The 13,799-nt window shown below is 69.0% G+C and carries 11 protein-coding genes; all 11 read right to left on the bottom strand.

Annotated elements, in window-relative coordinates; translation table 11 throughout:
* Nucleotides 1-7: 7 nt before the first annotated feature.
* The 11 genes from proB to BST10_RS03230 all read right to left on the bottom strand — a co-directional run bounded on the left by proB (nucleotide 8) and on the right by BST10_RS03230 (nucleotide 13,728).
* Nucleotides 8-1,111 (bottom strand): glutamate 5-kinase, encoded by a 1,104-nt coding sequence (gene proB / locus BST10_RS03175; protein WP_013828404.1) that lies wholly within the window; start codon nucleotides 1,109-1,111, stop codon nucleotides 8-10.
* Nucleotides 1,108-2,553: a GTPase ObgE gene (gene obgE / locus BST10_RS03180; protein ID WP_013828403.1), complete on the bottom strand. Its 1,446-nt coding sequence runs from the start codon at nucleotides 2,551-2,553 to the stop codon at nucleotides 1,108-1,110. Before obgE ends, proB begins: the two co-directional genes overlap by 4 nt.
* A gap of 103 nt (nucleotides 2,554-2,656) precedes the next feature.
* Complete coding sequence (rpmA, locus tag BST10_RS03185) at nucleotides 2,657-2,923, bottom strand: 50S ribosomal protein L27 (protein ID WP_013828401.1); 267 nt, start codon at nucleotides 2,921-2,923, stop codon at nucleotides 2,657-2,659.
* A gap of 12 nt (nucleotides 2,924-2,935) precedes the next feature.
* Complete coding sequence (rplU, locus tag BST10_RS03190) at nucleotides 2,936-3,247, bottom strand: 50S ribosomal protein L21 (protein ID WP_013828400.1); 312 nt, start codon at nucleotides 3,245-3,247, stop codon at nucleotides 2,936-2,938.
* Between the two features lie 150 nt (nucleotides 3,248-3,397).
* Complete coding sequence (gene rne / locus BST10_RS03195; RefSeq protein WP_371869085.1) at nucleotides 3,398-6,241, bottom strand: ribonuclease E; 2,844 nt, start codon at nucleotides 6,239-6,241, stop codon at nucleotides 3,398-3,400.
* Between the two features lie 295 nt (nucleotides 6,242-6,536).
* The gene (gene ndk, locus BST10_RS03200; RefSeq protein WP_041319710.1) at nucleotides 6,537-6,983 is read right to left on the bottom strand and encodes a nucleoside-diphosphate kinase; all 447 of its coding nucleotides are present in this window, start codon (nucleotides 6,981-6,983) and stop codon (nucleotides 6,537-6,539) included.
* Nucleotides 6,984-7,194: 211 nt separating this feature from the next.
* Nucleotides 7,195-7,545 (bottom strand): DUF4233 domain-containing protein, encoded by a 351-nt coding sequence (locus BST10_RS03210; protein WP_013828397.1) that lies wholly within the window; start codon nucleotides 7,543-7,545, stop codon nucleotides 7,195-7,197.
* Complete coding sequence (folC, locus tag BST10_RS03215; protein WP_083036350.1) at nucleotides 7,542-8,954, bottom strand: bifunctional tetrahydrofolate synthase/dihydrofolate synthase; 1,413 nt, start codon at nucleotides 8,952-8,954, stop codon at nucleotides 7,542-7,544. The genes BST10_RS03210 and folC overlap by 4 nt, the downstream gene beginning before the upstream one ends.
* The gene (locus tag BST10_RS03220) at nucleotides 8,951-11,602 is read right to left on the bottom strand and encodes a valine--tRNA ligase (protein ID WP_083036351.1); all 2,652 of its coding nucleotides are present in this window, start codon (nucleotides 11,600-11,602) and stop codon (nucleotides 8,951-8,953) included. Before BST10_RS03220 ends, folC begins: the two co-directional genes overlap by 4 nt.
* A gap of 192 nt (nucleotides 11,603-11,794) precedes the next feature.
* Nucleotides 11,795-12,388: a DUF937 domain-containing protein gene (locus BST10_RS03225; RefSeq protein ID WP_083036395.1), complete on the bottom strand. Its 594-nt coding sequence runs from the start codon at nucleotides 12,386-12,388 to the stop codon at nucleotides 11,795-11,797.
* A gap of 83 nt (nucleotides 12,389-12,471) precedes the next feature.
* The gene (locus BST10_RS03230; protein WP_041317583.1) at nucleotides 12,472-13,728 is read right to left on the bottom strand and encodes a saccharopine dehydrogenase family protein; all 1,257 of its coding nucleotides are present in this window, start codon (nucleotides 13,726-13,728) and stop codon (nucleotides 12,472-12,474) included.
* Between the last annotated feature and the right edge of the window lie 71 nt (nucleotides 13,729-13,799).

Consider the following 13,799-nt stretch of genomic DNA (forward strand, 5'->3'; position numbering starts at 1 on the left):
GGCGGTCCTACACCGCCACCAGGTCGTCGGCGTGGACGACGGGGCGGCGCGCATCCGGCGCCAACTCCGCGGTGGAATGACCGATCATGGCCGCCAACTCCGTCGCGTCGTAACCGACGACACCGCGGGCCACCACCGAGGCGTCCGGGCCACACAGGTCGACCACGTCGCCGCCGTGGAACCTGCCCGACAGCCCGGTGATGCCGGCCGCCAACAGTGAGCGCCGCCGTTGCAACACCGCCTCGACCGCCCCGGCGTCGAGCGTCAACGTGCCCGCCGCGTCGGCGGCGTGGCGCACCCAGAACCGGCGCGCCGACAACCGTTGCGGCCGGGCCGCGAACACGGTGCCCACCGATGCGTGCGAGAGGGCCGCGGCAGCGTCGGCGGCGGCGGCCAGCAACACCGGAACGCCGGCATCGGCGGCCAGCAACGCCGCCGACAGTTTCGACACCATGCCGCCCGTGCCCAGCTGGCTGCCCTCACCGGCCACCACACCGGTGAGGTCCTGCGGGCCGGACACCTCGGGAACCAGCCGGGCCGGCCCCTTGCGGGGGTCAGCGTCGTAAAGGCCGTCGATGTCGGAGAGCAGCACCAGCGCGTCGGCGCCCACCAGGTGCGCCACCAACGCCGAGAGCCGGTCGTTGTCGCCGAACCGGATCTCGTTGGTGGCCACCGTGTCGTTCTCGTTGACGATCGCCACCGCGTGCAGTGCCCGCAGCCGGTCCAGGGTGCGCTGCGCGTTGGTGTGCGACACCCGCATCGAGACGTCCTGGGCGGTGAGCAGAACCTGCCCGACGGTGCGGCCGAACCGGCCGAAGGCCGCGCTCCAGGCGTTGACCAAAGCCACCTGACCCACGCTGGCGGCGGCCTGCTTGGTGGCCAGATCGGTGGGCCGTTTGGCTAAGCCGAGCGGTTCCAGACCGGCGGCGATCGCACCGGACGACACGATGACCACGTCCGAGCCGGCTTTCATCCGGGACTCGATCGCCTCGGCCAGCCCGGCCAGCCGGTCCGGGTCGAACATGCCGTTGTCGGCGGTCAGCGCGGTGGTGCCGATCTTGACGACGACGCTGCGTGCGGTGCGGATCGCCGCTCGGGCCGTGCTGGTCATGCCTCGTCCGACTGCTCACGCCGCTGCCTGCGCGCGATCTTGCGTTCGGCGGCCCCGACGCGTTCGGTGCGCTCCAGTCGGCTGTCGGTGCCCCGCCCGGACAGGGTGACGTCCACGCCGGCCGGCGTGGCCGGCTCCCAGTCGAAGGTCATCTCCCCGATGGTCACCGCGCAGCCCGGCGTGGCGCCCAGCCGCAACAACTCGTCCTCGACCCCGAGCCGCGCCAACCGGTCACCCAGGTAGCCGACCGCCTCGTCGTTGTCGAAGTTGGTCTGGTGCACCCAGCGTTCCGGGCGCGACCCTCGCACGACGAAACCGCCGTCGCCGTCGGGCTCCACACTGAACCCGGTCTCCCCGGCGCGTATCGGCCGGATCACCGGCCGGCGCGCAACCGGTTCCGGCTGCGCGGCGCGATACGCCGTCACCATCTCGGCCAGCGCAAATACCAACGGCCGCAGCCCCTCCCGGCTCACGGTCGACACCAGGAAAACCGGCCAGCCGCGCTCGGCCACGATGTCGTCGCGGACGAACTCGGCCATCTCCCGCGCTTCGGGCACGTCGATCTTGTTGAGCACCACCGCGCGCGGCCGATCCACCAGGTCGCCCAGCACCGAATCCCCTTGCATGGTCGGGGTGTAGGCGGCCAGTTCGGCTTCGATCGCCTCGATGTCGGAGAGCGGATCACGGCCGGGCTCGGCGGTCGCACAATCCACGATGTGCACCAACACCGCGCACCGTTCGATGTGGCGCAAGAAGTCCAAGCCCAGCCCGCGTCCCGCCGAGGCGCCCGGGATCAGGCCGGGCACATCGGCGGTGGTAAAGGTGTTGTCTCCGGCCGAGACCACGCCCAGGTTCGGTGCCAGCGTGGTGAACGGGTAGTCGGCGATCTTCGGCTTGGCCGCCGAGATCACCGACACCAGCGCGGATTTGCCGGCCGAGGGAAACCCGATCAAGCCGACGTCGGCGACGGTCTTGAGTTCCAGCGTGAGGTCGCGGGTCTCACCCTTCTCCCCGAGCAATGCGAAACCGGGAGCCTTGCGGGCCCGCGACACCAACGCGGCGTTGCCCAGCCCGCCGCGGCCGCCGCCGGCGGCCTCAAAGCGGGCGCCGGCGCCGACCAGGTCGGCCAGCAGCCGGCCGTGCTCGTCGAGCACGACGGTGCCGTCGGGCACCTTGATCTCCAGGTCCGATCCGGCAGCGCCGTCCTTGTTGCTGCCCTGGCCCTGCTTGCCGGACGCGGCCTTGATGTGCGGCCGGAAATGAAAGTCCAACAGGGTGTGCACGCCCGGGTCGACGACCAGCACGACACTGCCGCCGCGACCACCGTTACCACCGTCCGGGCCGCCCAGCGGCTTGAACTTCTCCCGGTGAATGGACGCGCAGCCGTTACCCCCGTCGCCGGCGCGCACATGAATGACGACGCGGTCGACGAACCGGGACATCGAGCTTTCCTCTCACCCAACCCACACACCGAGCGTGCAACCACTGCGAAGTTTGTCGCCCATTTTCGCAGGCAGTGCACGTTCGCGGCGCGGGGCCGGTTGGTTAGCTCTCGACGCGGGCGACAGGAACGATGTTGACGGTCTTGCGGCCGCGCTTCAGGCCGAACTCGACCGCACCGGGAGCCGTGGCGAACAGCGTGTCGTCGCCGCCGCGACCGACGTTGATGCCGGGGTGGAAGTGGGTGCCGCGCTGCCGCACCAGGATCTCGCCGGCTTTGACGACCTGGCCGCCGAACCGCTTGACGCCGAGTCGCTGCGCGTTCGAGTCGCGCCCGTTGCGTGAGCTGGAAGCGCCCTTCTTGTGTGCCATCTCGTTCGCTCCCTACTTGATTCCGGTGACCTTGAGCACGGTCAGCTGCTGACGGTGACCCTGCCGCTTGTGGTAGCCGGTCTTGTTCTTGAACTTGTGGATGCGGATCTTGGGGCCCTTGGTGTGCTCGAGCACCTCGCCGGTGACCGCGACCTTCGCCAGCTTGCCGGCGTCAGTGGTGACGGTGGTGCCGTCCACGACCAGCGCGACCGGCAGCGAGACCGACGAACCCGGCTCCGAATCGAGCTTCTCGACCTTGACCACGTCACCGACGGCAACCTTGTACTGCTTGCCGCCGGTCTTGACGATTGCGTACGTCGCCATCGTTGGTTTCTACCTCTGCTTCTCGGGCGCGCACGCCATCGGGACTTGCGCAGGTGTCTGGGGTTCTGTCCGCCGAGCTGTGGTTATCCCGCCTGGCGACAACTGGTCTAGGGTACGTGACCAGCGGCTAAGGGGTCAAACCGGCCTTGCTCAACTGGGCGGCCCCGCCGGCCGGGCAGCCGCCCGTCGCCGCCGGGGACGTTCGTAGGGCGCCGCTGCGGCCAAGGTCTCCTGGCCGGACTCGTCGTCATCGGCGTCGTCTGCCTCGTCGATGACGTCCAGATCGTCGTCGAAGTCGTCGTCATCGTCGTCGAGGTCGACTTCGACCTCTTCGTCGGTGTCCTCGGTGTCCTCGCCGTCGTCGGTGTCGTCAGCGTCGTCGCTGTCCTCGCCGTCGTAGGAGTCGTCGGCGTCGTCCGTGTAGTCGGTGTCCTCGGCGTCGTCCGCGTCGTCGGTGTCCTCGGCGAGCGCGGTACCGGGCAGTTGCGGCTCGTGCTCGACGGCCGGCCGTGGCTCCCCGGCCGCCGACGCCGCGGTGGCCTCGACCTCGGTGTCGTCGTCGGACTCGTCGTCGCCGCGGTCACTCGCCGCGGCCATCGCCTTGAACATCGGGTGGTCACCGGGGGTGTGCGCCGGCACCTTCGCCACGACCGGCTCGTCGGCCTTGGGCTTCTTCGACCGTCTGCTGCGACGGCTGCTCGGTTCGGACCTGCGCCCGGGTGCCGCCGAGTCGACCGGGTCGGCATGCAGCATGATGCCGCGCCCGGCACAGTGCTGACACGACGTCGAGAACGCCTCGATCAGCCCGGTGCCCAGCCGCTTGCGGGTCAGCTGCACCAGGCCGAGCGAGGTCACCTCCGACACCTGGTGGCGAGTGCGGTCGCGGCCCAGGGCCTCGGTCAGCCGGCGCAACACCAGGTCACGGTTGGACTCCAGCACCATGTCGATGAAGTCGATGACGATGATGCCGCCGATATCGCGCAGCCGCAGTTGCCGCACGATCTCCTCGGCGGCTTCCAAGTTGTTCTTGGTCACCGTCTCCTCGAGGTTGCCCCCGGAACCGGTGAACTTGCCGGTGTTGACGTCGACGACCGTCATGGCTTCGGTCCGGTCGATCACCAGCGTTCCACCCGAGGGTAGCCAGACCTTGCGGTCCATCGCCTTGGCCAGTTGCTCGTCGATGCGGTGCACGGCGAACACATCCGGCCCGGCCTGGCCCTCCGGACCCTCGGGCGCGGTGTAGCGGGTCAGCTTCGACACCAGTTCGGGCGCCACCGAACCCACGTAGTCGTTGATAGTGGCCCAGGCGTCGTCACCGGACACCACCAGCTCGGAGAAGTCCTCGTTGAACAGGTCCCGAATCACCTTCACCAGCACATCGGGCTCTTCGTACAGCGCCACCGCCGCGCCGGCGGCCTTGCTCTTGGTCTCGGCCGCGGTCGCCTCGATCTGGTTCCAGCGCTCCTGGAGGCGTTCCACGTCGGCGCGGATGTCTTCTTCTTTGACGCCCTCCGACGCGGTGCGGATGATCACGCCGGCGTCGGGGGGCACCACCTCGCGCAGGATCTCCTTGAGCCGTTGACGCTCGGTGTCGGGCAGTTTGCGGCTGATCCCGGTCGACGACGCGCCCGGCACGTACACCAGGTAGCGGCCGGCCAGCGACACCTGGGTGGTCAGCCGGGCACCCTTGTGCCCGATCGGGTCCTTGCTGACCTGCACGACGACATAGTCGCCGGGTTTGAGCGCCTGCTCGATCTTGCGGTTGGTCCCACCGAGGCCGGCGGCCTCCCAGTTGACCTCGCCGGCGTAGAGCACGCCGTTGCGGCCCCGGCCGATGTCGACGAAGGCGGCCTCCATCGACGGCAGCACGTTTTGCACGATGCCCAGATAGACGTTGCCCACCAGCGACGTGGAGGCGGCCGAGGTGACGAAATGTTCGACCATCACGCCGTCTTCGAGCACGGCGATCTGGGTGTAACGCGCGCCGGTGTGCGGCGGCTCGGTGCGGACGCGGTCACGGACCACCATCCGGCGTTCGACGGCCTCGCGGCGAGCCAGGAACTCGGCTTCACTCAGGATCGGCGGCCGGCGGCGCCCGGCGTCGCGACCATCGCGGCGACGCTGCCGTTTGGCCTCCAGCCGGGTCGAGCCGGTGATGCCCTGGATCTCGTCGTCCGACGAGCTCTTCTCGTTCTTGGTGCTCCTGGTGGTCTTCCGCGGGGTCCGTTCGTGTACGACGGTGTTCGGCGGGTCATCGCTTGACCCGGTGTCCTCGTCATCGCCGTTGCCGGTCTTGCGCCGACGCCGGCGGCGCCGACGTCGGCTGCCCGTCTCGTCGGCCGCATCACCGTCGTCGTCACCGGTGTCCTCGGCGTCCGAGTTCTCGCCGGACTCCGCGGCCGAATCGTCGTCGTCGCCGTCGTCGTCGGCGTCGGTGTCGGTGTCTGCCCCGTCGTCCGAGGCTGCGCCGTCGGAGCCGCGGCCCCGGCCCCGACCGCGCCGACCGCGGCGGCGACGCCGATTGGCGGGGCGGTCCCCGTTCTCGTCGTCGCTGTCGGAGCCGAGGTCGTCGTCATCGTCGGACTCGGAGTCGGACTCCCGAGGCGGCGACGGCTCGAACGTGACCGGTTGCGGCGCCACGAACAGCGGCATGTAGTCGACCCGCGCGTTGGCCGCCTCCGGGGCGGTCTCCAGCAACAGCCGGGACTCCGGCTCGTCGACGGCGTCCCCGGACTCGCCGGGCACCTCGGTGGTGGGCGGTTCGGTGGAACCCAGCAGGTCGCGAACGCGGACCGCTTCGACCCGGTCGACGCTGGAGTGGGCGCTGCGCGCCCGTCCGTCCAGCTCGGTCAGCGCGTCGAGAACCCGTTTGCTGGTGGTGCCCAGAACCCGCGCCAGGGAGTGGACCCGCAGCCGATCCGGCAGCTCCTCCTGCTCGGTCGGCACCGCTTCTACGTCGGAAAAAGGGCTCTTAAAAAGAGACGGGTCTGCCACGTATTCTCCTCAAGCCCCCGGGCGCGTCGTTACGACGCGGCCACGCGAGGGCTTCTCGTTATTCGCCCGGCTCACTTCCCCGGGCTTGTGGTGGTCTCGCTCCGAGGGGCTCGGGTGGAACCGACTCGGTGCCTGGCTGAATGAGGACCGGCGATCGGCGCCGCATCACATCTCGCGACCGTCGCACTCGCCTAAGTCTTCATTCGGGTGTCGGACACCGGTCCGGTGACGTTCACCCATTGGCCAGTATCCCACACAACCAGACCAAGCCGGACGAAAGGCATTAACTCCGACGTCAGGCCAGTGTCATCGGGGCCGTCGGCGCCGACGGCTTCAAGTCGGGAAACCACAGCGCGATCTCGCGCTCGGCCGACTCCGGCGAGTCGGAGCCGTGCACCAGGTTGAACTGGGTCTCCAGCCCGAAGTCACCGCGGATGGTGCCGGGCGTGGCCTTGGCGACCGGGTCGGTACCGCCGGCGAGCTGCCGAAACGCCTCGATGGCCCGCGGCCCCTCCACCACGGCCGCGACCACCGGGCCGGAGGTGATGAAGTCCAGCAGCGAGGCGAAGAACGCCTTGCCCTCATGTTCGCCATAGTGCTGCCGGGCCACCGCCTGCTGCACCGGCCGCAGTTCCAGCGCCGCCAGCGTCAGGCCCTTCTTCTCGATCCGACTGATGATCTCGCCCACCAGTCGGCGGTTGACGCCGTCCGGCTTGATCAGCACCAAGGTCCGCTCAGTCATGAAGCGCCGCTCCTCATCCATCGCTCCGTGTCCCTCGCCGCCGCGCGGCCGGGTACCCCACCGGTCGTCGCCAGCGGCACGGGCGACAGCGTACCGAATCGCCGCTCGGCCACGAGCGCCACCAACACGCCGTTCCTCAGCGTCGCTTCGCTCCGCCTCGTCACTGGCAGTGCCGATACGCCGTTCCTCAGCGTCGCTTCGCTCCGCCTCGTCACTGGCGGCGCAACACCTCGGCACGGAAGTGCGCGATCAATCCCCACACCACGGCGAACACCAGCCCCATGATCCCCACCGCCGGATAGACCACGAAGCCAGCGACCAGCACCAGTTGCAGACCCAGATTGGCCCAGATCGCCCAGGGCCGGCCCTGGATACCGGTGAACAGCAGCAACACCAGCGCCAGACCGAGCAGGTAGGCCAGCGACACCGGCGAGAGCCCGCCGCCGACCACGTGGACCACCGGCAGTGCCAACAGCACCACGATCGCCTCGAGGATCAGCGTCGCCGACATCACGCCGCGGAAACCGCGCCATGGATCGGGCGCCGCCGTTGGGTCGCTCATGCCGGATCCTTTCCGAACAAGGTGCGGGCGGCACCGGCGGTGACCACCGAGCCGGTGATCACGATGCCGATTCCGGTGGTGTCGCCGTCGGAGTCGAATTCGTCGACCAGTGCGGTCGCGGTGTCGATGGCGTCCTCAAGGGTGTCGGTGGTCACCACCCGGTCTTCACCGAACCACCGTACCGCGACGGCGGTCAGCGTCTCGACATCCACCGCACGCGGGGAACCGTTGTGGGTCACCACGATTCGATCAAAAACCGGCTCCAAAGCGGCAAGGATGCCGTCGGCGTCCTTGTCCCCCAACACGCTGACCACGCCGACCAGGAAGCGAAAGCCGAAATCCTCGGTCAGCGCCTGGGCCAGCACGGCGGCGCCGGCCGGATTGTGGGCGGCGTCGATGAAGACGGTGGGCGAGCTGCGCATCCGTTCGAGCCGGCCCGGACTGCGCACCGCGGCGAAGCCCGCCCGAACCGTGTCGGCGTCGAGCTGGCGCTCGGCGCCCGCCCCGAAGAACGCCTCCACCGCCGCCAGCGCGAGCACCGCGTTGTGCGCCTGGTGCTCGCCGTGCAGCGGCAGGAAGATGTCCGAGTACACCCCGCCCAGGCCCTGCAACTCCAACAGCTGACCACCGATCGCCAGTTGGCGGCTGCGTACCGCGAACTCGGAGTTCTCCCGCGCGACCGCGGCATCGGCACGCACCGACTGCGTCAGCAGCACGTCCATCACCTCGGGTGTCTGACGGGCGATCACCGCGACGGTGTCGGTCAGTTCGTCCGACGAGCGGTGGATGATGCCGGCCTTCTCCGCGGCGATCCCGGCGATGTCGTCACCGAGGTAGTCGACGTGATCGACACCGATCGGGGTGATGACCGCGACGGGTGCCTCGACGACGTTGGTGGCGTCCCAGCGGCCGCCCATCCCGACCTCCACCACGGCGACGTCGACAGGGGCGTCGGCGAACGCCGCGAAGGCCATCCCGGTGAGCACCTCGAACTTGCTCATGGCCGGCCCGTTCTCGGCTTGCGAGGACGCGTCCACCATGTGCACGAACGGTTCGATCTCAGCGTAGGTCTCCACATATTTGGCGGGACTGATCGGCACCCCGTCGATCCCGATGCGCTCGACCGCCGACTGCAGGTGCGGGCTGGTGGTGCGCCCGGTGCGGCGAGAAAACGCCGTCAGCAACGCGTCGATCATCCGTACCACCGAGGTCTTGCCGTTGGTGCCGGCGACGTGAATCGACGGATACCCTCGCTGCGGGGAGCCGAGCAGTTCCAGCAGGGCGTTGATCCGGGTCAGGCTGGGTTGGATCTTGGTTTCGCCCCAGCGCTGATCGAGCAGGTGCTCGACTTGCAGCAGCGCCGCGATCTCGTCCGGTGTCGGCTCGGCACCGACCGGGTGCTCGGTCATGCCAGGGCCGAAAGACGCGCGGTGATCCGGTCGACCTCGTCTCGGGCCAGTTGCTGGCGGCCTCGGATCTTGTCGACGACGGCTTCCGGCGCCTTGGCCAGAAACGCCTCGTTGCCGAGCTTTGCCGCGGTGGCCACCAACTCCTTCTCCGCAGCGGCGAGATCCTTCTCCAGGCGCCGGCGCTCGGCGGCGACATCGACGGTGCCGGAGGTGTCCAGTTCCACCACGACGGTGCTGGTGCTGTGGGCGGCACCCAGCCGCACCTCGACCGTGGCCGACGGTGCGAAATGCGCGCCGGGCTCGGTCAGCCAGGCCTGCGAGGTCACCGCGGCCACCTGGGTGGCCAGGTCGGCGTCGTCGATACCGGACAGCCGGGCCGGGACCTTCTGCCGGTCACGCAGTCCCTGGTCGCTGCGGAACCGGCGCACCTCCGTCACGAGCTTCTGCATGTCGGTGATCCGTTGCGCGGCAACACGGTCCAGGATGATTCCCGACGGCTCGGGCCAGTCGGCGATCACCAGTGACTCTGCGCCGGTGAGTTCCTGCCACAGGGTTTCGGTGACGAACGGGATCACCGGGTGCAACAACCGCAGCAACGTGTCGAGCACCGCGGCCAGCACAGCGGTGGTGTGGGCAAGCCCTTGACCCAGCTGTGTCTTGGCCAGCTCGACATACCAATCGCAGAACTCGTCCCACGCGAAGTGGTACAGCGCCTCGCAGGCCCGGCCGAACTCGTAGCCCTCGAAAGCCGAATCCACCTCGGCGCGAACCTCTTCCAACCGCCCCAGAATCCACCGGTCAGCATCGGTGAGCTCGTCGAGCGCCGGCAACGGGGTCGGTCGCGCGCCGTTGATCAGTGCGAATCGAGTGGCGTTGAACAGCTTGGTGACGAAGTTGCGCGACGCGCGGGCATGGTCCTCGCCGATCGACAGGTCGCCGCCGGGGCTCGCGCCGCGAGCCAGCGTGAACCGCAGGGCGTCGGCGCCGAATGCGTCCACCCAGTCCAGCGGGTCGATGCCGTTGCCGCGGGACTTGCTCATCTTGCGCCCGTGCTCGTCGCGGATCAGGCCATGCAGGAACACGTTCTCGAACGGCACCTTGCCGCCCTGCAGGGCGGGATCGTCGGCGACGAAGGTGCCGAACATCATCATCCGGGCGACCCAGAAGAACAGGATGTCGTAGCCGGTCACCAGAACCGTTGTGGGATAGAACTTCTCCAGCTCCGCAGTGGCGTCGGGCCAGCCCATCGTGGAGAACGGCCACAACGCCGAGGAGAACCAGGTGTCGAGCACGTCGGGGTCCTGCTCCCAGCCCTCCGGCGGGGTCTCGTCCGGTCCGACACAGACCTTCTCACCGTTCGGCCCGTGCCAGATCGGGATGCGGTGACCCCACCACAGCTGCCGGGAGATGCACCAGTCGTGCATGTCGTCGACCCAGGAAAACCAGCGGGGCTCCAGGCTTTTCGGGTGGATGACGGTGTCGCCGTTACGCACCGCATCCCCGGCGGCCTTGGCCAGCGAGGAGACGTTGACCCACCACTGCATCGACAGGCGCGGCTCGATGACCTCGCCGCTGCGCTCGGAATGCCCGACACTGTGCAGGTAGGGCCGCTTCTCGGCGACGATGCGTCCTTGGCCGGCCAGCGCTTCGCGCACCGCGACACGCGCCTCGAAGCGGTCCATGCCGTCGAACTGCGTGCCGGTTCCGGTGATCCGGCCCTTGGTGTCCAGGATGGTCGGCATCGCCAGCTGGTGCCGCAGCCCGATCTCGAAATCGTTGGGGTCGTGGGCGGGGGTGACCTTGACCGCGCCGGTGCCGAATTCGGGGTCTACGTGCGCGTCGGCGACCACGCCGACCTCCCGGTCCAGGAACGGGTGCGGGAGGCTGGTCCCGACCAGGTCACGGTACCGGTCGTCGTCGGGGTGCACCGCGATCGCGGTGTCGCCGAGCATGGTCTCCAGCCGGGTGGTGGCCACCACGATATGGGGTTGGGAGTCGTCGAGGGAGCCGTACCGGAACGACACCAGTTCGCCCTCGATGTCGTCGTATTTGACCTCGAGGTCGCTGATCGCGGTCTCGAGCACCGGTGACCAATTCACCAGCCGCTCGGCCTGGTAGATCAGGCCCGCATCATAGAGACGCTTGAAGATGACGCGGACCGCGCGGGACAGCCCGTCGTCCATGGTGAACCGCTCACGGCTCCAGTCCACCCCGTCGCCGATCCGGCGCATCTGGGTGCCGATGGTGCCGCCGGATTCCCGCTTCCAGTCCCAGACCTGCTCGACGAAGCCTTCGCGTCCCAATTCCTCCTTGGCCTGCCCGGCGGCGTTCAGCCGCCGCTCCACCACGCTCTGCGTGGCGATACCGGCGTGATCCATGCCCGGCAGCCACAACACCTCGTAGCCCTGCATCCGCTTGCGGCGGGTCAAGGCGTCCATCAGGGTGTGGTCGAGCGCGTGCCCCATGTGCAGGCTGCCGGTGACGTTCGGCGGCGGAAGCACGATCGAATAGCCGGGCTTGGTGCTGGCCGGGTCCGCGGTGAAGTAGCCGGCATCGACCCAACGCTGGTAGATCGCGTCCTCGACCGCACTCGGCTCCCAGGATTTGGGCAGGTGTTCGGTGTTGGCAGCGTCGGGGGTGGCGGTCACCGCTTAATTCTAGGAACGACGGCCCACCGCACGTGACAGCCCCCGGACCCGGCGATCTAGCGAGGCTCGACGAAGGAGAGCCGAAGCTGGAAACGCCGCATGAACCGGCGATTTAGCGAGGCTCGACGAAGGAGAGCCGAAGCTGGAAACGCCGCATGAACCGGGACCGGTCCGGGGGCCGGCGACGAGTGGTTACTTCTTGCCGCCGAGCAGTCCGCCGAGGATGTCGCCGATAGCGCCGCCGGTCTTGCCGCCGATCATGTTGCCCAGGATGCTGCCCATCGACTGGTTCTGGGCGCTGCCGCCGGAGCTCGCGCCGGCCAGGATGCTGCCGAGGATGTCCCCGAGGCCGCCGCCCCCGGAGGCCTGCTGCTGGGCCGGCTCGGCCTTCTGGCCCGTCAGTTGCTTGCCGATGTAGGCGAGCACGATCGGAGCGATGATCGGGAGCAGCTTTTGCAGCAGGTCGTTGTTGCCGGCGCCGGCACCCGACAGCGCCGAAGCGACCTGGCTGGTGTCGTTGCCGCCGAAGATGGTCGAGATCACCTGCTGCCCTTCGGCCTGGTTGCCGGCGAACGCGTTGCCCAGCAGCCCCTGCGCCGCGAAGCTGCTGGCCTTGCTGGCGATGTCGTCGGCCTGGCCCGGGTCCTGGGCGTTCTGGCTCAATCCGCCGACCAGCACCGGCACCAGGGTACGGATGGTGTTGTCCACCTCACCCGAATCGGCGCCGAGTTGATTGGCGATGTCTTGTACGGGGATCTGCGCGAAAAGATCGTCGAGGCCGGCCATGAAAGTTCCACCTTCGTTGCTGGGTGCTGCCGTGACAGCGGTCGAAAACGACATTAGCGGAAAGCGCCGCCAGCCCGCACCGGTCAGTTCAGCCGTGAAACGTCCAGCGTGACGCCCGCCGCGCGGAGTCGGGCCAGCAGTGCGTCACCCATCGCAGCCGCCGGGGTGAGCACCCCGAAGCGGTCGGGCAAAGCATCGCGGTTCAACGCCAGCGCCAGCCCACTTTCGGCCAGCAACACCGACGTCGCCTGGTAGCCGGGGTCGCCCTGCTGCGCCATGTCCGCCACGTAGCGGGCACCGGTGCTCGTGGTGGTGTAGGTCTCGACGCGGTAATAGCCATTCTCACGGCGGCTCTGGCTGGGGCCGGTGCCCGGCTTGGGCAGCACCCGCTCCACCAGTCGGCGCGGCAGCAGCCGGAAGAACCGGCTGCCGAGTCCGACGGTGACGGCGCTGATTCCGGTCGCCAGTCCCGACAGCGCCGGAGCCACCGCCGACGAGCCGACGCTCATGTGCTCGGCGTAGCGGAACCGCCGGCCGTAGGCCCACTCCAACAGCCCGTTGCTGCGCCGCACGATCCGGGTGTTGTAGGGCGCCATGACGAAGCCGGCGGTCCAGATGCCGGTGAGTTCGGGGGCGATGTCACGTCCGCGACGCCAGGGCAGGTCGGGCTGCGCGCCCAGGTCGGGCTCGGCGCCGCGATCGTCACTGAGGGTGTAGGGGTCGAAGAGTTGACGTCGGGCGTCGGCGTCGGTGGAGGCGGTCCGCAGCACCTCGGTCATCGAGGCGATGGTGCCGCCCGAGAGACCGCCGGAGAACCCCCGCACGACGAAATCGGTGTTGAGCAGTTCGCCGGCGCCGTCATCGCGGGCCGCCCGGTAGAGCGCATAGACGCTCAGATCCGACGGGATGGAGTCGAAGCCGCAGGCGTGCACGATGCGCGCCCGGTTGTCGACGGCCTGTTTCTGGTAGGTATCGATGCTCTCGCGCACGAACATCGCCTCGCCGGTGAGGTCGACGTAGTCGGTGCCCGCCGCCGCACACGCCGCGACCAGTGGCATTCCGTATCGGGTGTAGGGGCCGACGGTGGTGATGACCACCCGGGTGCGGGCCGCCATCGCCTCCAGCGACGCCGGTTTGTCGGCGTCGGCCACCACGATCGGCCAGTCCTGCGCTGCGCTGCCGATCTCATCGCGGACGGCGCGCAGTCGCTCCGCCGAGCGGCCGGCCAACCCGACGCGGGTCTCGCCCCCGACGCGGGCCAAGTATTGGGCGGTGAGCTTCCCGACGAAACCGGTCGCCCCGTAGACGATGACGTCGAGTTCACGTGGCGTCTCAGACATGGATCCGACGCTACCCGCCGCACCGGGTTCCGAAGACGGCGACGGCGCCGGGTTCATCGCCCGGCGCCGTC

This window comes from Mycolicibacter algericus DSM 45454, from assembly GCF_002086455.1.
In the GTDB taxonomy this organism is placed as follows: domain Bacteria; phylum Actinomycetota; class Actinomycetes; order Mycobacteriales; family Mycobacteriaceae; genus Mycobacterium; species Mycobacterium algericum.